At 71.9% G+C, this 19,871-nt stretch carries 19 protein-coding genes; 6 read left to right on the top strand and 13 right to left on the bottom strand.

Annotation, left to right across the window (positions count from 1 at the left end; genetic code table 11):
* Positions 1-27 precede the first annotated feature (27 nt).
* The 4 genes from chvE to HB370_RS13670 form a co-directional block, all read right to left on the bottom strand.
* On the bottom strand, positions 28-1,137 hold the full coding sequence (chvE, locus tag HB370_RS13685; RefSeq protein WP_030776913.1) for a multiple monosaccharide ABC transporter substrate-binding protein: 1,110 nt from the start codon (positions 1,135-1,137) through the stop codon (positions 28-30).
* A 5-nt stretch (positions 1,138-1,142) separates the two neighbouring features.
* Entirely contained in the window at positions 1,143-2,144 is a 1,002-nt protein-coding gene (locus HB370_RS13680) for a hypothetical protein (RefSeq protein WP_030776911.1), read from the bottom strand.
* Positions 2,145-2,258: 114 nt separating this feature from the next.
* Positions 2,259-3,263 carry an alcohol dehydrogenase catalytic domain-containing protein gene (locus HB370_RS13675; RefSeq protein WP_030776909.1) on the bottom strand — a complete coding sequence of 335 codons (1,005 nt, stop codon included), beginning with the start codon at positions 3,261-3,263 and terminating at the stop codon, positions 2,259-2,261.
* The gene (locus HB370_RS13670) at positions 3,260-4,423 is read right to left on the bottom strand and encodes a mandelate racemase/muconate lactonizing enzyme family protein (protein ID WP_030776906.1); all 1,164 of its coding nucleotides are present in this window, start codon (positions 4,421-4,423) and stop codon (positions 3,260-3,262) included. The genes HB370_RS13675 and HB370_RS13670 overlap by 4 nt, the downstream gene beginning before the upstream one ends.
* Positions 4,424-4,622: 199 nt before the next feature.
* On the opposite strand from HB370_RS13670, the gene HB370_RS13665 reads away from it, so the two are divergent.
* Positions 4,623-5,762 (top strand): hypothetical protein, encoded by a 1,140-nt coding sequence (locus HB370_RS13665; protein ID WP_051815315.1) that lies wholly within the window; start codon positions 4,623-4,625, stop codon positions 5,760-5,762.
* Between the two features lie 71 nt (positions 5,763-5,833).
* On the opposite strand, the gene HB370_RS13660 is transcribed toward HB370_RS13665, so the two are convergent.
* The gene (locus HB370_RS13660) at positions 5,834-6,253 is read right to left on the bottom strand and encodes an organic hydroperoxide resistance protein (RefSeq protein WP_030776901.1); all 420 of its coding nucleotides are present in this window, start codon (positions 6,251-6,253) and stop codon (positions 5,834-5,836) included.
* A 95-nt stretch (positions 6,254-6,348) separates the two neighbouring features.
* Positions 6,349-7,383 (bottom strand): NADP-dependent oxidoreductase, encoded by a 1,035-nt coding sequence (locus HB370_RS13655; protein ID WP_030776899.1) that lies wholly within the window; start codon positions 7,381-7,383, stop codon positions 6,349-6,351.
* Positions 7,384-7,474: 91 nt separating this feature from the next.
* Between HB370_RS13655 and HB370_RS13650 the strand changes: the two genes are divergently transcribed.
* The 4 genes from HB370_RS13650 to HB370_RS13635 all read left to right on the top strand — a co-directional run bounded on the left by HB370_RS13650 (position 7,475) and on the right by HB370_RS13635 (position 11,899).
* Positions 7,475-7,912 carry a MarR family transcriptional regulator gene (locus HB370_RS13650; protein WP_030776896.1) on the top strand — a complete coding sequence of 146 codons (438 nt, stop codon included), beginning with the start codon at positions 7,475-7,477 and terminating at the stop codon, positions 7,910-7,912.
* Positions 7,913-7,950: 38 nt separating this feature from the next.
* Positions 7,951-8,754 (top strand): EI24 domain-containing protein, encoded by an 804-nt coding sequence (locus HB370_RS13645; protein ID WP_030776893.1) that lies wholly within the window; start codon positions 7,951-7,953, stop codon positions 8,752-8,754.
* Entirely contained in the window at positions 8,751-9,365 is a 615-nt protein-coding gene (locus tag HB370_RS13640) for a LysE family transporter (protein WP_030776891.1), read from the top strand. The genes HB370_RS13645 and HB370_RS13640 overlap by 4 nt, the downstream gene beginning before the upstream one ends.
* A 92-nt stretch (positions 9,366-9,457) precedes the next feature.
* Positions 9,458-11,899, top strand: coding sequence for a glycoside hydrolase family 3 C-terminal domain-containing protein (locus HB370_RS13635; RefSeq protein WP_030776889.1), 2,442 nt, complete (start codon positions 9,458-9,460; stop codon positions 11,897-11,899).
* An 88-nt stretch (positions 11,900-11,987) separates the two neighbouring features.
* Here HB370_RS13635 and HB370_RS13630 read toward each other — a convergent pair whose 3' ends face one another.
* Together HB370_RS13630 and HB370_RS13625 are read right to left on the bottom strand one after the other, a co-directional pair.
* On the bottom strand, positions 11,988-12,968 hold the full coding sequence (locus HB370_RS13630; RefSeq protein WP_030776887.1) for an aldose epimerase family protein: 981 nt from the start codon (positions 12,966-12,968) through the stop codon (positions 11,988-11,990).
* Between the two features lie 15 nt (positions 12,969-12,983).
* Entirely contained in the window at positions 12,984-13,865 is an 882-nt protein-coding gene (locus tag HB370_RS13625) for an SGNH/GDSL hydrolase family protein (protein WP_030776883.1), read from the bottom strand.
* A gap of 256 nt (positions 13,866-14,121) precedes the next feature.
* On the opposite strand from HB370_RS13625, the gene HB370_RS13620 reads away from it, so the two are divergent.
* Positions 14,122-14,616 carry a DUF3145 domain-containing protein gene (locus HB370_RS13620; RefSeq protein WP_030776880.1) on the top strand — a complete coding sequence of 165 codons (495 nt, stop codon included), beginning with the start codon at positions 14,122-14,124 and terminating at the stop codon, positions 14,614-14,616.
* Positions 14,617-14,691: 75 nt separating this feature from the next.
* Here HB370_RS13620 and fabF read toward each other — a convergent pair whose 3' ends face one another.
* The 5 genes from fabF to fasR form a co-directional block, all read right to left on the bottom strand.
* Complete coding sequence (gene fabF / locus HB370_RS13615; protein WP_030776878.1) at positions 14,692-15,954, bottom strand: beta-ketoacyl-ACP synthase II; 1,263 nt, start codon at positions 15,952-15,954, stop codon at positions 14,692-14,694.
* 109 nt (positions 15,955-16,063) lie between these two features.
* Complete coding sequence (locus tag HB370_RS13610) at positions 16,064-16,312, bottom strand: acyl carrier protein (RefSeq protein ID WP_030604530.1); 249 nt, start codon at positions 16,310-16,312, stop codon at positions 16,064-16,066.
* Positions 16,313-16,393: 81 nt separating this feature from the next.
* The gene (locus tag HB370_RS13605) at positions 16,394-17,425 is read right to left on the bottom strand and encodes a ketoacyl-ACP synthase III (RefSeq protein ID WP_030776875.1); all 1,032 of its coding nucleotides are present in this window, start codon (positions 17,423-17,425) and stop codon (positions 16,394-16,396) included.
* A gap of 12 nt (positions 17,426-17,437) precedes the next feature.
* Positions 17,438-18,364, bottom strand: coding sequence for an ACP S-malonyltransferase (locus HB370_RS13600; RefSeq protein WP_030776873.1), 927 nt, complete (start codon positions 18,362-18,364; stop codon positions 17,438-17,440).
* A gap of 89 nt (positions 18,365-18,453) precedes the next feature.
* Positions 18,454-19,659 carry a fatty acid biosynthesis transcriptional regulator FasR gene (gene fasR, locus HB370_RS13595; RefSeq protein WP_030776870.1) on the bottom strand — a complete coding sequence of 402 codons (1,206 nt, stop codon included), beginning with the start codon at positions 19,657-19,659 and terminating at the stop codon, positions 18,454-18,456.
* Positions 19,660-19,871: the final 212 nt, after the last annotated feature.

Genomic DNA, 19,871 nt, shown 5'->3' with positions numbered 1-19,871 from the left:
CCTTTCACTCCGTAGGAAATGGGCGGGTCACTTCAGCTGGGACTCGGTGTAGTAACCGCCGTCGACCAGCACCTTCCGGTAGTTGGACTTGTCGACGCTGACCGGCTGGAGCAGGTAGGCTGGCACGACCTTGGCACCGTTGTCGTACGTCTTGGTGTCGTTGACCTCGGGCTTCTTGCCCTTCAGGGACTCGTCCATCATCGTGGCGGCGACCTCGGCGAGCTTGCGCAGGTCCTTGTAGACGGTCTGCGTCTGCTGCCCGGAGATGATCGACTTCACGGAGGCCAGCTCGGCGTCCTGGCCGGTGATGACCGGCAGCGGCTTGCTGCCCGAGCCGTAGCCGTCCGACTTCAGCGCGGACAGGATGCCGATGGAGATGCCGTCGTACGGCGAGAGGACCGCGTCGACCCGGCCGGACTTGTACGACGAGGTGAGGATGTCCTCCATGCGCTTCTGCGCGGTGGTGCCGTCCCAGCGCAGGGTGACGACCTGGGTGAGCCGGGTCTGCCCGGACTTGACGACCAGCTGCTTCTTGTCGATGTACGGCTGGAGCACCTTCATCGCCCCGCCGAAGAAGTACTTCGTGTTGTTGTCGTCGTTGGAGCCGGCGAACAGCTCGATGTTGAACGGGCCCTTCGCGCCCTTGTCCAGCCCGAGCTTGTTCACGATGTACGTGCCCTGGAGCCGGCCGACCTTCTCGTTGTCGAACGAGGCGTAGTAGTCGACGTTCTTGGTGCCGAGGATCAGCCGGTCGTAGGAGATGACCGGGATGTTCGCGTCCTCGGCCTGCTGGAGCACGCTGTTCAGCGACTTGTTGTCGATCGCCGCGATGATCAGGCCCTTCACGCCCTGCGTGATGAGGTTCTCGATCTGCGAGACCTGGGTCTCCGGGTCGTCCTCGCCGTAGACCAGCTTGGTCTTGTAGCCCTTGGCCTGAAGGTCCTTGACGACGTTGTTGCCGTCGTTGATCCAGCGCTCGGAGGACTTGGTCGGCATGGCGATGCCGATGGTGGCGCCCTTGGCGTCACCGGACTTCTCCTTGCTGCCGCCTTCGCTGTTCTGGCCGCAGGCGGTGAGGGCGAGCGCGAGCGAGGCGGCGCCGGCTATCGAGGCGAGGGCGGCTCTGCGGTTGTGCATGGGGATCAGTCCTTGTCGTTCTCGTCGTGGGCAGGGGCGGACGCTTCTACGGGGAACCGGTTCAAGGAACCCGGCAGCCGGGAGCCGAGCGGCGCCATGTCGCCGTCCGCGCCGTGCCGGGCGAGCAGGTCCAGGGCGAGCCGGCCGCGCCGCACCCGCTCCCGGGCGGTGTCCAGGGTCAGGTCCCGCAGGTGACGGCCCCACGGGTAGATGCCGGGCGCCTTGGACAGGCCGAACTTCAGGTACAGCGGGGCGCCGCGCCGGATCAGCTCGGCGACCTCGTACATCCGGACGTAGCCGCCGAGGTCGTCCGGGGCCTCGATGTACATGTCCATCGGAGCGCCCGAGACCCGCCGGATCTCGGTGAGGTGGTCCAGCGTCAGATCGCTGGGCACGTTGACGGAGTCCGCGCCGAGCCGCTCGTACACGGCGTACGAGGCGGGGTTGACCGGACCGATCAGCGCGGACACCTTCAGCGTGGTGTCGGCCGGGATGATGCCGGCGGTGCGGGCCCGGTGCAGGGTCCACAGCACCCCCTCGTCCGCGACGAGCAGGCACTTGACGCCCAGCTCGGTGGCCCGGACGGCGTCCTCCACGCAGCCGGCGACCGCGTCGTGGCCCCGGGCGCGCAGTCCGGCCCCCCGGGAGTCGGTCCGCACCGAGCCGCCGGTGTCCCAGGTGCCGCGCGGGCCGGTGAACAGGCACAGTTCGATGTCGCGTTCGGCGGTGGCCTCGACCATCTCGGTGATCTCGGCGTCGGTGAGCATCCATACGCCGCTGCCCTGGCTGATCCGGTGGATCGGCACGTCCAGGCGGGAGGCCTCCTTGAGGACGACGGCCAGCGCCTCGGGACCCTCGCACGAGGGGATCTCGGTGCGCCAGCGGCCGCCGCCCGGGAAGGTGTGGACGGAGGCGTCGGCGGGGTCGAGGGCGGGCGCGCCCAGACCGAGAGCGGCGAGCACCTGCTCGCCGGGCCTGCGGGCTGCCGGGGCGGAAGCGTCGGTCACAAGCTGTCCTTCGTGTTCGGTATTTCGGACAAGGGTCGCGGCTCTGGGTAACGAAAGAAGCGTGGGTGTACGCCGGCCGGGGCGTGGTCAGGGCACCCCCCGGCCGGCGTACGGTCAGGGGCGGAGCAGCACCTTGCCCACGGCGGGATCGCCGGCCCCCACCAGCTCGATGGCCCGCGGGAAGTCGGTCAGCGGCACCTCGTGCGTGACCAGCGGCAGCGGGTCCAGCAGTCCGGCGCCGAACACCCGCACGGCGTGCGCCCAGGCATCCGGCGGCGCGCCGAAGACGGTGTGCACCTCCAGCTGCCGTACGACGAGATCGGTCGGGTCGAGGCCGTCCGCGCCCGGCGCCGGGATCCCGGTGAGGACCAGACGCCCGCCGCGCCGCAGCAGCGCGGCGGCGGTCCGCGCGGCGGAGGCGGACCCGGCGGTCTCGATCACCACGTCGAAGTCGGCGGGCAGTTCCTGGTCCCGCAGCCGGAAGTCGCTCGCCCCGAACCGCCGGGCCAGTGCCTCCCGGTCGTTCCGGGTGCCCACGACCAGCAGCTCGGCCGGGGAGCCGGCCGCGAGGAACTGCACGGCGAACATCCCGAGGGTGCCGGTGCCGACCACCGCGACCCGCTCGCCCGGCCGGGCGTTCGCCTTCAGCGCGGCGGCGGCGATGCAGGCGGCCGGCTCCAGCAGCGCGGCGGCGGTGAGGTCGGCGTCGTCCGGCAGCACGTGCAGCAGCCGGGCGGGCAGGGTGAGGGTGGCCGCCATGGCGCCGGGCCGGGTGAACCCGGTCTCCTCGTACCCGGCGGAGCACAGCGTGGTCTCGCCCGCGTGACAGCGGTCGCACACCTGGCAGTTGCGGAAGCCCTCGCCGACCACCTTGCGGCCGGTCAGCGAGCCGGGCACCCCGGCCCCCACCGCGGTGACCGTCCCCGACCACTCGTGCCCGGGGACGAGCGGGTAACGGACGTACCCCTCCGGCCGGTTGCCCTGGTACACCTCGCGGTCGCTGCCGCAGATGCCGACCGCGTGCACGGCCACCAGCGCCTCGCCGGGACCCGGTTCGCGCGGCGTGTGGGCCTCGACCCGGTGGACGCCCGGCGCCTCGACCAGGACCTGTGAACTCACTGGGCGTCCTTGGGATTGCGCTTCTCCCAGCCCTCGGCCCACAGGTCGAAGTGGGCCCGCTGCTGCGGGAACTCGGCCGCCGCGTCGACGTCCAGCTCGACGCCGAGACCGGGCGCGTCGGAGAGGTGGAAGCAGCCGTCCTCCGGGTTCACCTGCGGCGCGCCCTTGACCACCTTCTTGATCTCCGCGTCCGCGAAGTCGTTGAAGTGCTCGAGGATCTTGAAGTTCGGCGAGGTGAAGCCGACCTGGAGGGAGGCGGCGGTGAGCACGGAGCCGCCCACGTTGTGCGGGGCGACCAGCATGTAGTGGGTCTCGGCGGTGGCGGCGAGCTTGCGGGTCTCCCAGATGCCGCCGATGTGGCCGACGTCGGGCTGGATGATGTCCACGGCCTGGCTGTCGAACAGCTCGCGGAACTCGATGCGGTCGTGGATGCGCTCGCCGGTGGCCACCGGGATGTCGACCTTGGCGGCGACCTTTTCCAGCGCCTTCAGGTTCTCCGGCGGCACCGGCTCCTCCAGCCAGGCCGGCTTGAACGGCGCCATCTCCTTGGCCAGCCGGACCGCGGTGGCGGGGGAGAAGCGGCCGTGCATCTCCAGCATCAGCTCCGCGTCCGGGCCGATGGCGTCCCGTACGGCCTCGATGAGCGAGACGGCGTACAGGGTCTCCTGGTGGTCCAGCTCGAAGTGGCCGGTGCCGAACGGGTCGATCTTCAGCGCCTTGTAACCGCGCTCCATGACCCCCTGGGCGGCCTTGTGGTACGCCTCCGGCGTCCGCTCGGTGGTGTACCAGCCGTTGGCGTACGCCTTGACCTTGTCGGTGACCTTTCCGCCGAGCAGCTGCCACACCGGCACGCCCAGCGCCTTGCCCTTGATGTCCCAGCACGCCATCTCGACCACCGCGATGCCGGACATCACGATCTCGCCGGCGCGGCCGTAGTCGCCGTACTTCATACGGCGCACCAGGTCCTCGACGGCGAACGGGTCCGAGCCGAGGATGTGGTTGACCTCGGCCTCCCGCAGATAGCCGATCAGCGCGTCCGTATGCCCGAGCATCCGCGTCTCGCCGACTCCCGTGATCCCCTCGTCGGTGTGCACCTGGACATAGGTCAGGTTGCGCCACGGCGTGCCGACCACGTGTGTGCTGATTCCGGTGATGCGCACGGCAGTTGCCCCTCAGCTGTTCGGTATTTCGTCGCACGTTCGAAATGCTGGCGTGACAGTAAGGACGGGGCGCCGGGGGTGTCAATGGGTCGAACAGGTAACGGTTTCGGCAAGGCTTTCGAGATTGTTTCGCTCCCGCACCGAACCTTCACAGCCACGCCTGGAACCCGGCCCGCGCGGACTCTAGTCTTCCCGCGTCATGGACTATTGCCACCCCTGCCGACGCCACCTGAACGGCGCCCTGGCCTGCCCCGGCTGCGGCACGCCCGCCCACGACGACGCGTACGGTGCGGGGGAGGCGTCGTGGGACGCCTGGGGCGGCCCGGCCCGCGGGACGGGAGCCGACGGGGACGCCCACGGACTTGCCGCGAGCGGCCTGCCGAACCGGGCGTCCGCCACGGTCGACCGGTGGCCCGCCGGGGACGGCCAGGGGAGCGCGGGGAGCGGTCGGCGGCCCGACGGGGAGGGCCTCGCGCCCGCCGGGATCCCCTACGGCCCGCCCGGCACCGTCCGCGTGCCCGAGCAGCGCGGCCCGGGTTCCGCCGGGCCGGGCGGTGAACGGGGCGGGGGCGGTGGTGAACTGTCCGGGGACGATGGTGAACTGGGACGATACGACCGGGAGTTCACCGGCGGCGGTCACGCACCTACCGGCGAGGGCGCCCACAAGGACGCCGGTGTCCCCGCCGCCGAGGGGCACACCGATGGCGGGCAGGCCGATGAAGAGCGCACCGCCGAGGATCCCGCCGGCAGGCGGGCCGGTGCCCGTGCCGGGCGGCGGGAGCGCAAGGCGGCCGGGCACCGGCGCCGTCGGCGGCGGGTCCTCGTGGTCGTCGCCGGGTTCGCGCTCGCGGCCGGCGGGCTCAGTCTCGCGGAGCTGGGTACGGACGCGCCCTTCTCGCCCTTTGCCGACGACCCTTCGGCCACGGCCGGGGAGACCGAGGCGGAGGACGATTCCGGTTCCGGCGCTCCGGGCCGTACGGCGGGACCGGCCGGCGTGACGTCCGCCGCCTTCCCGGGCGCCGCCTCCGGCTCCCCGGGCGCCTCGGCCCCGGGCTCCGCCTCCGTCTCGCCGTCCGCCGCAGACACGGGCGACGAGGATGACCGGGACGGCACGGGCGACAAGGATTCCGCTTCCGCCTCGCCGGGGGAGTCCGGCGAGGCGGGACAGTCGGCCACCACGGGTGCCACGGATTCCGGTACACCGGCGACGACCACCGCCGCCCCGGCGCCCACCGGGCCCGCCACCACCGCCCCCACACCGGCCCCGACGACCTCCGCCCCCGCCCCCAGCCCCTCGCCCGTGAAGACCTGCGACCGCTTCCTGTGGTGGTGCGACTGAGGGGTGCGCATACGACGGCAGCCGCATCCCACGTCCGAGGATGCGGCTGCCGTCGTGGCCGACGACGAGGGTCAGGCCAGCGTCACGGTGATGTTGCCCCGCGTCGCCTTCGAGTACGGGCACACCTGGTGTGCCTTCTCGACCAGGCTCTTCGCGGTCGCGGCGTCGACGTTCGGGATGTTCGCGGAGATCTCCACGATGATCCCGAACCCGTCGTCGTTCTTGCCGATGCCGACCTTGGCGGTGACCGTCGAACCGGAGATGTCGGCGCCTTCCTCCCGGGCGACGACGCCCAGCGCCCCCTGGAAGCAGGCGCTGTACCCGGCGGCGAACAGCTGCTCCGGGTTGGTGCCGGCGCCGCTGCCGCCCATCTCCTTGGGCGGGTTGACGACCACGTCGAGCTTGCCGTCGTCGGTGGCGACCCGGCCGTCACGGCCGTTCTCGGCGGTGGCGACGGCGGTGTACAGGACGTCGGACTGCGTGATGGGCATGCGGTTGTCTTCCTCCTCGGTCCACGGCGACTCGCGCCCACGATCGCCACAGGATTCCGGAAAGAAGTTACCGCATCGCGAAAAAACCCGGAAGGTCAGAGCTTGACGACCATCTTGCCGATGTTGTCGCCGCGCAGGACCCCGAGGAACGCCTCCAGGGTGTTCTCGATGCCCTCGACCACGGTCTCGCGGTACTTCAGCGCGCCCGAGGCCACCCACGGGCCGACCTCCTGGACGAACTGCGGCTGGAGGTCGTAGTGGTCGCCGACCAGGAAGCCCTCGATCCGGCCGCGGGTCTGGATCAGCCGGGCCAGGTTCCTCGGGCCGGGCGCGGGCTCGGTGTTGTTGTAGACCGAGATCATGCCGCAGACCGCGATCCGGCCGCCCTGGTTGAGCGAGCCGACGGCCGCCTCCAGGTGCTCCCCGCCGACGTTGTCGAAGTAGACGTCGATGCCGTCGGGCGCCGCCTGCCGCAGCTGCTCGGCGACCGGGCCGTTCTTGTAGTTGAACGCGGCGTCGAAGCCGTACTCGTCGACCAGTAGCTTGACCTTCTCGTCGGACCCGGCCGAGCCGATGACCCGGGAGGCGCCCTTGAGCTTGGCGATCTGGCCCACCTGGCTGCCCACCGCGCCGGCCGCGCCGGACACGAACACGATGTCGCCCTCCTTGAAGGAGGCGGTGCGCAGCAGGCCGGCGTAGGCGGTCAGGCCGGTCATGCCGAGGACGCCGAGGTACGCCGACAGCGGCACGCCCTCGGCTCCGGCGTCGACCGTGACGGCGGGCACGGCCGTCGGCCCCACCTTGACGGCGTTCTTCGCGTCCACGACCGCGTACTCGCGCCAGCCGAAGAAGTGCAGGATGTGGTCGCCGGCCTCGATGCCCTCGGCCTTGGACTCGATCACCTCGCCGACCGCGCCGCCCTGCATGACCTTGCCCAGCTCGAAGGGGGCGGCGTAGGACTTGGCGGCGCTCATCCTTCCGCGCATGTACGGGTCGACGGAGAGGTACTTGTTCCGTACCAGCACCTGGCCCTCAGCCGGGGCCGGGACGGGTGACTCGACGAGCGCGAAGTCCTCGGGCTTCGGCCAGCCGACGGGACGGCTGAGGAGGTGCCACTCGCGGTTGATCATGACAGAGCCTTTCAGGGTGGTACTTCACTACCTGAAACAACCATGCTCCTGAATATTTCATGATGTCAAGTAACCGGGTATCCTGGCGGGCATGTCCACCCCATCGAACGTCCGCCGCCCCGACCCCCTCACCATGGAGGTCCTCGAGCTGATCGGTGAGATCGTGGCCCGCTTCTACGCGGACTACGAGGAGGCGGCGGGCGAGCACACCCTGACCGGCCCGCAGGCCCGGCTGCTCAGCCTGCTCTCGCTGGAGCCGCTGCCCATGCGCAAGCTGGCCCAGAAGCTGAAGTGCGAGCCGTCGAACGTGACCGGGATCGTGGACCGGCTGGAGTCCCGGGGACTGGTGGAGCGCCGCCCCGACCCGGCCGACCGCCGGGTGAAGGTGGCCGCGGCCACCGAGCAGGGCCGCGAGGTGGCCCGGGACCTGCGCGAGGGCCTGCGGTTCGCCCGCGAACCCCTCGCGGGGCTGTCCGAACAGGAGCGCCGCTCCCTGCGTGACCTGCTGCGCCGCATGCTCGGGGACTGAGCCCCGCACCGCCTCGCGAAGCCAGTAGAGTCCTGGCCATGCGCGATCTCGGGGTGGGTTTCGGTTATCTGCTGAAGGGCCAGCGGTGGGTGACCCGGCACGGGCGCCGGTACGGCTTCGGCCTGCTGCCCGGCCTGATCACACTGGTGCTGTACGCCGCCGCGCTGGTCGCGCTGGCCATATGGGGCGAGGACGCCGTCGCCTGGGCCACCCCGTTCGCCGACGACTGGTCCGGTCCCTGGCAGGGCCTGTTCCGCGGCTTCCTGACGGCCGTCCTGTTCGCGCTCGGCCTGCTGCTGGCCGTGCTCACCTTCACGGCCGTCACCCTGCTGGTCGGCCAGCCCTTCTACGAGTCCCTCTCCGAGCGGGTCGACGCCGACGTCTCGCCCGACGGCACCGCCCCCGTCTCCGGCCTGCCGCTCTGGCGCGAGCTGTGGATCTCGGCCCGGGACAGCCTGCGGATCCTGGTCCGGGCCGGGCTGTGGGGCGTCCTGCTCTTCGCCCTCGGGTTCCTGCCGTTCGTCGGGCAGACCGTCGTCCCCGTGATCGGCTTCTTCGTCACCGGCTTCTTCCTCACCGAGGAACTCGCCGCCGTCGCCCTCCAGCGCCGGGACGTCGACCTGCGCGCCCGGCTCGCCCTGCTGCGCTCCCGCAAGACGCTGGTCTGGGGGTTCGGCACCCCCCTGGGCCTGGCCTTCCTGGTGCCGTTCGTCGCGGTGTTCCTGATGCCGGGCGCGGTCGCGGGCGCCACGCTGCTCGCCCGTGACCTGCTGGGCGAGGAGACCGCCGACGCCGACACCGCCCCCGGCGGGCGGCCCGACACGGAGGACGTCACCTCGTGACCCAGCTGCTGGCCGTCGCCGTCATCACGGTCCTCGCCGTGATCGCCCCCGGCGCCGACTTCGCGATGATCGTGCGCAACAGCTGTCTGCACGGCCGCCGCACCGGCCTGCTCGCCGCCGCGGGCGTGGCGGCCGGTGTGCTGGTCCACGTCACCTACACCCTGCTCGGCGTCGGCCTGCTGATCGCCTCCTCCACCGTGGTGTTCACGGTCATCAAGCTGACCGGCGCGGCCTACCTCGTCTACGTCGGCGTCCGCACCTTCCGCGCCCGCGGCGAGGTCGAGGTCGACCTCGGGAACAAGACGGAACTGACCCCGCTCGCCGCCCTGCGCACCGGCTTCCTCACCAACGTCCTCAACCCCAAGACGACCCTGTTCGTCGTCTCCACCTTCTCCCAGGTCGTCGGCCCCGGCACCCCGCTGTACCGGCAGGTGGGCTACGGCCTGTTCATGTCGCTGGCCCATCTGGCGTGGTTCGGCGTGGTCGCCGTGTTCTTCTCGCACTCCCGGATGCGCGCCGTGCTGCTGCGCGGCCAGAAGGTCCTCAACAAGGCGATCGGCTCCGTCCTGGCCGGCCTCGGCGTCAGCCTCGCCCTGACTCCCTCGCACTGACCGCCGGGCGCGGCCACCTACCGGGCCGGCGACGGCACGGGCACGATGGAGGTTCCCGCACCGGCCGGTACGGATGCCACGAGGAGGAACCGATGACGGGACCGGAGCCCACCTCGGCCGAGGAGGCCCGCGAGGCCGTCGTGGCGGCCGCCCTGCGCGCGCTCGACCTCGACACCAAGACCCGGCTGCTGGCCGGGCAGGACATGTGGAGCCTGCCCGCGCTGCCCGGGATCGGCCTTTCGTCCCTGGTGATGTCGGACGGCCCGGTCGGCGTCCGGGGCGTGCGCTGGAGCGCCGACGACCCCTCCGTGGCCCTGCCCTCGCCGACCGCGCTCGCCGCCGCCTGGGACCCGGAACTCGCCCGCCGCGCCGGGGTGCTGCTCGCCCAGGAGGCCCGCCGCAAGGGCGTCCACGTCCTGCTCGCCCCGACCGTCAACCTGCACCGCTCCCCGCTCGGCGGGCGCCACTTCGAGTGCTACAGCGAGGACCCGTACCTGACCGGGGTGATCGGCGGCGGCTATGTGAGCGGCGTCCAGTCCGGCGGCGTCGGCACCACCGTCAAGCACTTCGTCGCCAACGACGCCGAGACCGACCGCTTCACGGTGGACAACCGGGTCTCCGAACGTGCCCTGCGCGAGCTGTACCTGGCGCCCTTCGAGGCCATCGTGAGGAACGCCCGCCCGTGGGGCGTCATGACCGCCTACAACTCGGTCAACGGCACGACGATGACCGAACACCACCACCTCGTCGAGGAAGTCCTGCGCGGCGAATGGGGCTTCGACGGCGTCAACGTCTCCGACTGGACGGCCGCCCGGGACACGGTGGGCGCCGCGAACGGCGGCCTGGACCTCGCCATGCCCGGCCCGCGGACCGTCTACGGCCCCGCCCTCGCCCGGGCCGTACGGGACGGAAAGGTCGCCGAGGCCACGGTCGACGCCGCCGTCCGCCGGGTGCTGCGCCTGGCCGCCCGCGTCGGCGCCCTGGCCGGCGCCGAACCGGCGGTCACCGAACCGCCCGCGCCGGTCGACGGAGCCGCCCTGGCCCGCGAGATCGCCCGCCGCTCCTTCGTCCTGGTCCGCAACGAAAGGCGCGTCCTGCCCCTGAGGCCGCGCGGCACCGTGGCCCTGATCGGCGCCGCCGCCCGCGACGCCCGGGTCCTCGGCGGCGGCTCCGCCACCGTCTTCCCGGCCCGGACCGTCTCCCCGCTCGACGGCCTCACCGCCGCCCTCCCCGACGGCACCCTCACCTACGCCGTCGGCGCCGACCCCGTCACCGGACCGGCCCTGGACGACCCGGGGTTCACCGTGCGGGCGGTCTGCCGGAACGCGGCCGGCGAGATCATCGGCACCCGCTCCGCCCCCGGCGCGGCCATCCAGTGGATGGGCACAGACCTCCCCGAGGGCGTCACCCACGACACCCTGGACACCGTCGAACTGACCGGCACCTACACCCCCCGCGAGTCGGGCCGGCACACCTTCGCGGTCAAGGGCACCGGCGCCTTCACGCTCACCGTCGGCGGGACGACGTACTACGACGGTGCCCAGCGCCCGGGTCCGGACGACCCCTCCGGCACTTTCTTCGCCGCGCCCGTGCCCCGCGCCGAGGCCGAACTCACCGCGGGCGAACCGGTCGAGGTCTCCCTCACCCACGCCGTCCGTCTGCCCGAGGACCTCCCGATGAAGGTCGTCGCCTTCGCGCTCGCCCACTCCGGTCCGCCGCGCGACGCGGACGAGCTGATCGCCGAGGCCGTCGAGGCCGCCCGGAACGCGGACACCGCCGTGGTCGTGGTCGCCACCACCGAGCGGGTGGAGTCCGAGGGCTTCGACCGCCCGGACCTGAGGCTCCCCGGCCGCCAGGACGACCTGGTGCACGCGGTCGCCGCCGCCAACCCGGACACCGTCGTGGTCGTCAACTCCGGCTCCCCGGTGGAACTTCCCTGGCGGGACGAGGTCGCCGCGATCCTGCTCACCTGGTTCCCGGGCCAAGAAGGCGGCGCCGCCCTCGCCGACGTCCTCACCGGCACCCACGAGCCCGGCGGCCGGCTCCCCACCACCTGGGGCACCCTCGCCGACGCCCCGGTCACCCAGGTGGTCCCGGTGAACGGCGAACTGCCCTACAGCGAGGACCTGTTCATCGGCTACCGCGCCTGGGACCGGGCCGGCCGCACCCCCACGTACCCCTTCGGCCACGGCCTCGGCTACACCGACTGGGCCTACGAGTCGCTGGAGACCGACGGCACCACCGTCCGCGTACGCGTCCGCAACACCGGCGAACGGCCGGGCCGGGAGGTGATCCAGCTCTACCTCTCCCCGGCCGAGCCCGCCCCGGACCGCCCGGCCCGCAGGCTCGCCGCCTTCGCCTCCGTCGAGGCCGGCCCCGGCGAGAGCGCCGAGGCCACCGTCGAACTGCCCCGCCGCGCCTTCGAGGTGTGGGACGACACGACGAAGGCGTGGGCTTTTGTGAAGGGTTCGTACGAGATCTTCGCCGGCCGCTCGATCACCGACCGCCGGCTCACCGCACCGATTAACGTCTGATCCGGGACACTCCCCGCACACCGCGGACAAAGTCCCCCACGAACAGCCCCGGTCCGGGACCTGACCCCTGGACCGGGGCTCACCGCTCTCAGCCGCGCACCCCGAACCCGTAGACCGTCTCCGAGCGGTAGACCTCGCCCGGGCGCAGGGTCGTGGTGGGGAAGTCGGGACGGTTGGGGGAGTCCGGGAAGTGCTGGGTCTCCAGGGCGGTGCCGGCGTTCGGCGGGAACGGGCCGGACAGGTGGTCGCCGGTGTAGAGCTGGAGGCCCGGCTCGGTCGTCGCCACCGTCAGGACGCGGCCGGAGACCGGGTCGTACAGCTCCGCCACCTCCTCCGCGTCCCCGGTCACTCCCTTGTCCAGGACGAAGTTGTGGTCGTAGCCGGAGCCCGTCGGGCGGGGCGCCCGGAAGTCGAGACGGGTGCCCTCGACGTCCGCCGGCGGCCCCACCGGAATCAGGTCCGCGCCCACCGGGGTGTACCGGGACGCGGCCAGCCGCAGCTCGTGCCCGCCGGTGTCACCGGACCCCGCGCCCCCCAGGTTCCAGTACGTGTGGTTGGTCAGGTTCACGACCGTCGGCGCCTCGGTGACCGCCTCGTAGCCGATCCGCAGCGCCCCGGACGCCGTCAGCGTGTACGTCACCGTCACCGACAGCCGCCCCGGGAACCCCTCCTCGCCGTCGGGGCCGACCCGGCTCAGCCGCAGCCCGTGCTCCACCGGCGTCACCTCCCACACGTGCTTGTCGAAGCCACGTTCCCCGCCGTGCAGGCAGTTGGCGCCCTCGTTGCGCGTCACCTGGTACGTCCGGCCGTCCAGCGGGACGCGGCCGCCCGCGATCCGGTTCGCGTACCGGCCGATCACGGCACCCAGATACGGCTCCGGATGCCGCAGATAGCCCTCCAGGTCCGGGAAGCCCAGCACCACGTCCGCCGTCCGCCCGGCCCGGTCCGGAACCTCGGCCGACTGCACGATCCCGCCGTACGACAGCACCCGCACCCGCACCCCGCCGCGCTCCAGCGTCCACCGGTGCACCGGAGTGCCGTCGGGAAGTGTGCCGAAAAGTTCGTTCATGCGGGAAACACTAGGTCACGAACTTCCCGCCGTGACCTTCCGGTACGCGATCTCCGCGAGCCGGGCCTGCCCGTCCTTGCTGGGGTGGAACCAGTCCCAGTGGCTCAGCTGGTCCGTGCCGAACCGGAAGTCGTACACCGCGCCCCCGTCGAAGCGGCAGCGGCGGTCCTTGGCGCACACGTCCTTCAGCACCTTGTTGTACTCCACCACCCGTTGCTGCACGGTCTCCCGGCGCAGCGTCGCCGCGCTGGTCAGATCGTCCGCGTCGGCCAGCATCGACGGGCAGATGCCCAGCTTCCACACCTGCTTGCCCAGCACGTTCGTCCGGCCCTCGGACCACAGCCGCATCAGGTTCGGCACGCTCGACACGTACACCTGCGTCTTCGGCAGCGCCGAGCGCAGCGTGCGCAGCGCCTCCTCGAAGCCCGCGCGGAAGTCGGCCACCGGTGTCATCGCCGACGCCGTGGTCCGGCAGGCGTCGTTCCCGCCGACCATCACCGTCACCAACTCCGGGCGGCGGGCCACCGCCTGCGCCATCTGCCCCGGCAGATCGGCCATACGGGCCCCGGTCACCGCGTAGTTCCAGCTGTGCTCCGCCGCCCCCGTCACCCCCAGCAGCCGCACCGCCAGGCTCCGCACCGCCGTGTCACTGCCCGTCGCCCAGGACGCCTCCGGACAGTCCGACAGCACCGTGCACGCGTCGAACCCGCGGGTGATGGAGTCGCCCACCGCCGCGACCGAGTCCGGGCTGGTGTCCCACAGCGGGGGCCGGGCAGCGCGCGCCTTCGTGCCCTCCGCCGCCGGCGAACCGTCCCCGCCCTGGCACCCGGCGACCCCCAGCACCATGGCCGCCACGACCGCGAGGGCGGCTTGCACACGGTGGCTTCGCTTCCGCATCCCTGCTGTTCCCCTCGCTCGACGGTCAGGTGCTCCCCCTATGACAACGACTGAGGGTTCCCGGCCCGGCACCCGGGGAACGGCCGACCCCCGTACAAGCGTCCCCCCGGGTGAATGGCGGCGATTTCCTGGCGCCGGGACCGACGGTACGTCACACTCCTTGCCCCGTCGCAAGGTAGCCTCGCCATCAACGCGGCCGTCGTGCCACTGCCGCCCAGCCAGTCCGCAAGATGTCCCGCTCTGCCCGGAGGTTCCGGTGACGACACGTGGAGTTCTGTACGTGCACTCCGCGCCGCGCGCGCTGTGCCCGCACGTCGAGTGGGCCGTCGCCGGGGTGCTCGGCACGCGCGTCAGCCTCGACTGGATCCGGCAGCCCGCGTCCCCCGGCACCTGGCGCTCGGAGTTCTCCTGGCAGGGCCAGGCCGGCACGGCCTCCAAGCTCGCGTCCGCGCTGCGCGGCTGGCACCTGCTGCGGTTCGAGGTCACCGCCGAGCCCTGCGCGACCGCCGAGGGCGAGCGCTACAGCTGCACCCCGGACCTCGGCATCTTCCACGCCGTCACCGGCCTCCACGGCGACATCCTGATCCCCGAGGACCGCCTGCGCGCCGCCCTGACCCGCTCCCAGCGCGGCGAGACCGACCTGGAGGCCGAGATCGCCAAGCTCCTGGGCAAGCCCTGGGACGACGAACTGGAACCCTTCAGATACGCGGGCGAGGGCGCCCCGGTCCGCTGGCTGCACCAGGTGGTGTAGAGAGGACCGCGAGGGATCAATGACGATGGCCCGACCTCCACACCAGGAGACCGGGCCATTCACACGTCAAGGAACTCAGACCGTACGGAACGCCAGCACCACGTTGTGCCCGCCGAACCCGAACGAGTCGTTCAGCGCGGCGATCCGGCCCTCCGGCAGCGCCCGCGCCTCACCGCTCACGATGTCCGCGTTGACCTCGGGGTCCAGGTTCTCCAGGTTGATGGTCGGCGGAGCCGTACGCTTCACCAGCGCCAGGATCGACGCGACGGTCTCCACACCGCCCGCGCCGCCGAGCAGATGACCGGTCATCGACTTGGTCGCGGAGATCGCCATGTGGTCGGCGTCGTCGCCGAACACCTTCCGCAGCGCCTTGATCTCGGCCACGTCGCCCTGTGGCGTGGACGTGGCGTGCGCGTTGACGTGCACGATCTCGGCCGGCTTCAGGTCGGTGTTGTCCAGCAGGTTCTGCAGCGCGTGCGCGATCCCGTTGCCGGACGGCTCCGGCTGCGTGATGTGGTGGGCGTCGGCGGAGATGCCCTGTCCGACCGCCTCGGCGTAGATCCGGGCACCGCGGGCCTTCGCGTGCTCCTCGGACTCCAGGACGATCACACCGGCGCCCTCGCCGAGCACGAAGCCGTCACGGCCGGCGTCGTAGGGACGCGAGGCGCCCTGCGGGTCGTCGTTGTTCTTGGACATCGCCATCATGTTGCCGAACGCGGCGATCGGCAGCGGGTGGATGGCGGCCTCGGTACCACCGGCCACGACCACGTCCGCACGCCCGGTGCGGATCATCTCGATCGCGTACCCGATGGCCTCCGCGCCCGAGGCGCAGGCCGAGACGGGGGTGTGCACACCGGCGCGGGCACCCAGCTCGATCCCGACGTTGGCCGCCGGGGAGTTGGGCATCAGCATCGGCACGGTGTGCGGGGAGACGCGGCGTACGCCCTTCTCCTTGAGTACGTCGTACTGGTCCAGCAGGGTCGTCACGCCGCCGATGCCGGAGGCGATGACCGCACCGAGACGGTCGGGGTTCACGGTGGAGTCCACCCCGGCCCTGTCGGTGAAACCGGCGTCCTTCCAGGCCTCCTGAGCGGCGATCAGCGCGAACTGCGCGGACCGGTCCAGCTTGCGGGCCTGCGGCCGGGGGATGATCTCGCCCGGCTCCACGGCGATCTGCGCGGCGATGCGGACCGGCAGGTCCGCCGCCCAGTCCTGCTCCAGCAGGCTGACACCGGACGTGCCGGCGACCAGGGCCTCCCAGGTCGAGGCTGCGTCGCCACCCAGCGGTGTGGTTGCGCCGATACCGGTGACGACCACGGTGCGATTGGTCGGGCTCACGGGAATTCTTTCTCCAACGGATACGGGGGAGGACTACCCCCGCCGGTGCGGGGATTACGGCGCCACCGCCGGGTGGCGGGGCCTTGCTGTACGCGGCCTACGCGGTGGCTCAGGCCTGGTGCTTGAGGATGTAGTCGGTCGCGTCGCCGACGGTCTTGAGGTTCTTGACGTCCTCGTCCGGGATCTTCACGTCGAAGCGCTCCTCGGCGGCGACGACGACCTCGACCATGGACAGCGAGTCGACGTCCAGGTCGTCGGTGAAGGACTTGTCCAGCTTGACGTCCTCGACCGGGATCCCGGCGATCTCGTTCACGATCTCGGCGAGACCGGCGACGATCTCTTCCTGAGTGGCGGCCATGTCAGGCGCTCCTTCTTCATATTCCAGACGGTTTAATGGCATTTGTATCCGAACCGGACCGGGTGATCCGGCACGGAGTGCCTAGGGGAGGGTAACGACCGTGGCGGCGTAGACGAGACCCGCCCCGAATCCGATGACGAGCGCGGTGTCGCCGCTCTTCGCCTCCCCGGTCGCCAGGAGCCGCTCCATCGCGAGCGGGATCGAGGCGGCCGAGGTGTTGCCGGTGGTGCGGATGTCACGGGCGACCGTGACGTGCTCCGGCAGCTTCAGTGTCTTCACCATCGAGTCGATGATCCGCACATTGGCCTGGTGCGGGATGAAGACGTCCAGGTCGTCCGCGGTGATCCCGGCCGCGTCCAGCGCCTGCTGGGCGACCTTCGCCATCTCGAACACGGCCCAGCGGAACACCGCCTGGCCCTCCTGCGTGATCGCAGGGAACTTGAGGTTGCCCTCGCTGTCGACGGGCAGCTGGGTCAGGTCGCCGACCCTGAACCGGTCCCAGGAGACGGTCTGCTTGATCGTCTCCGCCTTGTCGCCCTCGGAACCCCACACGGTCGGGCCGATGGCCGGCTCCTGCGAGGGGCCCACGACGACCGCGCCGGCGCCGTCACCGAACAGGAAGGCGGTGGCCCGGTCCTCCAGGTCGGTGAGGTCGCTCAGCCGCTCCACGCCGATCACCAGCACATACTCGGCGGAACCTTCCACCACCATGCCCTTGGCGAGGGTGAGGCCGTAGCCGAAGCCCGCGCAGCCGGCCGAGATGTCGAAGGCGGCGGCCTTGTTCGTGCCGAGCTTGTCGGCGATCTCGGTGGCGATGGCCGGGGTCTGGCTGAAGTGCGAGACGGTGGAGACGACCACCGCGCCGATCCGCTCGGCGTCGATGCCGGCGTCCGCGATCGCCTTGCCGGAGGCCTCGATGGCCATCGCGGCCACGGTCTCCTCGGGACCGGCCCAGTGCCGGGTCTCGATGCCGGAGCGGGAGCGGATCCACTCGTCGGACGAGTCGATCTTCTCCAGGATCACCTCGTTCGGCACGACCCGGGTCGGCCGGTAGCCGCCGACGCCGAGGATGCGCGCGTACGGCGCGCCCTTGCTGGGCTTGATCTTCGCCATGTACGGCTCTCCTTAGGCTCCGGCGTGCTCTGCGAACAGAGCCCGGGCCGCTTCCAGGTCGTCGGGGGTCTTCAGGGCCAGCGTCTTGACACCGGGCAGGGCCCGCTTGGCCAGGCCGGTCAGGGTGCCGCCCGGGCACACCTCGACGAGCGCGGTGACGCCCAGCTCCTTGAAGGTCTCCATGCACAGGTCCCAGCGGACCGGGTTGGCGACCTGGCCGACCAGCCGCTGGAGCACCTCGGCGCCGGAGGCGACGGCCTGACCGTCCTTGTTGGAGACGTAGGTCACCTTCGGGTCGGCCGGCGACAGCTTGGCCGCGGCCTCCTCCAGGGTCGCCACGGCCGGGGCCATGTGGTGGGTGTGGAAGGCGCCGGCCACCTTCAGCGCGACGACCTTGCGGACGCCCTCGGGCTTGTCCTCGTTCAGCGCGGCCAGCTGCTCCAGCGTGCCCGCGGCGACGATCTGGCCCGCGCCGTTGATGTTCGCCGGGGTCAGGCCCAGCTTCTCCAGGTGCGGCAGGGTCACCTCGGGGTCACCGCCGAGCAGCGCCGACATGCCGGTCTCGGTGACCGCGGCGGCGTCGGCCATGGCCAGGCCGCGGGTGCGGACCAGGCCGAGGGCGGCGGTGTCGTCCAGGACGCCGGCGAAGGCCGCGGCGGTGATCTCGCCGACGCTGTGGCCCGCGACCGCGTCCGGCGCGATCTCGGAGATGTCACCCAGTGCCGCGGCGGACAGCAGACCGGCGGCGACCAGCAGCGGCTGCGCCACGGCGGTGTCGCGGATCGCGTCGGCGTCGGCCTGGGTGCCGTAGTGGGCGAGGTCCAGTCCGATGGCGTCCGACCAGGCGGCCACGCGGTCCGCGGCACCGGGCAGGTCGAGCCAGGGAGTCAGGAAGCCGGGCGTCTGGGCGCCCTGGCCGGGAGCGACGAGTACGAGCACTCTCACACTCTCTCTTGGGGTGGGCGGGGGCCGCCCGTGGGGACAGGGACGAAGAACACGTAGGGCTTTTGTGGAGCCCCGACAAAACCTTATGTCTGGGGTTCACCATCGGCCAGACGCCCCAGGATGAGCGCGATCCGTAGTGTGAACGCGGATCTTACATCCGAGGGGGACCAGCCGGTGACGTCAGTCACACGTCGGAGCCGGTAGCGCACGGTGTTCGGGTGAACGAAGAGCATTCTCGCCGCGCCTTCGAGACTGCTGGCCTGCTCCAGGTAGACACTCAGCGTTTCCAGCAGCGCCGAGCCGGCCTCCTCCAGCGGTCTGTAGATCTCCTCCACCAGTTGCTCGCGGGCGCTCGGGTCGCCCGCGATGGCGCGCTCCGGGAGCAGATCGTCGGCGAGCACCGGGCGCGGTGCGTCCTGCCAGGCGGTGCACGCCTTGAGCCCGGCGGCGGCGGCCTGCGCGGACCGGGTGGCGGCCAGCAGATCGGGGACGACGGGGCCCGCGACGACCGGTCCGGCGGCGAACGGCCCGATCAGCGAGCGGGCCACGGCCAGCGGGTTGTCGCTGCCGCCCGCGATGACCACCAGCCGGTCGCCGAGCACCCCGGTCAGCACCTGGAGCTTGGCGTGCCGGGCGGCCCGCCGGATGGCCTCCACGGTCAGCTCGCTGTCCCCGTCGGGCGCGGTGCCGAGCACCACGCACACGTGCTCCGGCGAGTTCCAGCCGAGCGCGGCGGCCCGGCTGACGGCCCCCTCGTCGGCCTCCCCGCTCAGCACGGCGTTCACCACCAGCGACTCCAGCCGCGCGTCCCAGGCACCGCGTGCCTCGGCGGCCTGGGCGTAGACCTGGGCGGTGGCGAAGGCGATCTCCCGGGCGTACACCAGCAGCGCCTCGCGCAGCACGCTCTCGTCGCCCGGGGCGGCCACCTCGTCGATGGCGGACTCCATCACCTCGATGGTGGTGCGCACCATCTCCACGGTCTGCCGCAGCGTGATGGCCCGGGTCAGCTCCCGGGGCGCGGTCCCGAAGACGTCGGTGGAGATCGCCTGGGGGGCGTCCGGGCGCCGGAACCACTCGGTGAAGGCCGCGATGCCCGCCTGGGCGACGAGCCCGATCCAGGAACGGTTCTCCGGGGGCATGGCCCGGTACCACGGCAGGGTCTCGTCCATGCGCGCGATGGCCTGCGCGGCGAGACTCCCGGAGGACTTCTCCAGCCGCTTCAGGGTCGCGGCGTGCGGGTGGACGTGACGGGCTGCGGGGTCACCGTGGTGGGATTCGGGTTCGGGCACGGGGACAAGACTGCCTTATCCGGACGGGACCCCGTGCCGCCGGGGGCGGTGACCGCCGGCCCGGCCGGTGGCCTGGCGAGGGCGGCGGCCGGCGCCCGGCGGCCGTGGACGGGCGGCCGGGACGGTGCCGCGGGCCGCCCGGCCGGGCCTTCGCCGGGCGGCCGGACCACGCCCCGCAAGGCGTCCCGGCCGGTCTCCGTACGGTGCTCCGG

The sequence above is a fragment of the Streptomyces sp. DSM 40868 genome (genome assembly GCF_011820545.1).
GTDB lineage: Bacteria > Actinomycetota > Actinomycetes > Streptomycetales > Streptomycetaceae > Streptomyces > Streptomyces eurythermus.
The sequence above is the reverse complement of the archived record's forward strand: the minus strand, read 5'-3'. Positions and strand labels throughout refer to the sequence as shown.

Bases quoted from the DNA above. Each gene is read 5' to 3' on its own strand.
- HB370_RS13655 (WP_030776899.1), bottom strand. From the start codon at position 7,383: ATGATCAACCGCGAGTGGCACCTCCTCAGCCGTCCCGTCGGCTGGCCG.
- HB370_RS13630 (WP_030776887.1), bottom strand. From the start codon at position 12,968: ATGAACGAACTTTTCGGCACACTTCCCGACGGCACTCCGGTGCACCGG.
- HB370_RS13665 (WP_051815315.1), top strand. From the start codon at position 4,623: ATGGACTATTGCCACCCCTGCCGACGCCACCTGAACGGCGCCCTGGCC.
- HB370_RS13660 (WP_030776901.1), bottom strand. From the start codon at position 6,253: ATGCCCATCACGCAGTCCGACGTCCTGTACACCGCCGTCGCCACCGCC.
- HB370_RS13610 (WP_030604530.1), bottom strand. From the start codon at position 16,312: ATGGCCGCCACTCAGGAAGAGATCGTCGCCGGTCTCGCCGAGATCGTG.
- HB370_RS13635 (WP_030776889.1), top strand. From the start codon at position 9,458: ATGACGGGACCGGAGCCCACCTCGGCCGAGGAGGCCCGCGAGGCCGTC.
- HB370_RS13645 (WP_030776893.1), top strand. From the start codon at position 7,951: ATGCGCGATCTCGGGGTGGGTTTCGGTTATCTGCTGAAGGGCCAGCGG.
- HB370_RS13650 (WP_030776896.1), top strand. From the start codon at position 7,475: ATGTCCACCCCATCGAACGTCCGCCGCCCCGACCCCCTCACCATGGAG.
- HB370_RS13605 (WP_030776875.1), bottom strand. From the start codon at position 17,425: ATGGCGAAGATCAAGCCCAGCAAGGGCGCGCCGTACGCGCGCATCCTC.
- HB370_RS13625 (WP_030776883.1), bottom strand. From the start codon at position 13,865: ATGCGGAAGCGAAGCCACCGTGTGCAAGCCGCCCTCGCGGTCGTGGCG.
- chvE (WP_030776913.1), bottom strand. From the start codon at position 1,137: ATGCACAACCGCAGAGCCGCCCTCGCCTCGATAGCCGGCGCCGCCTCG.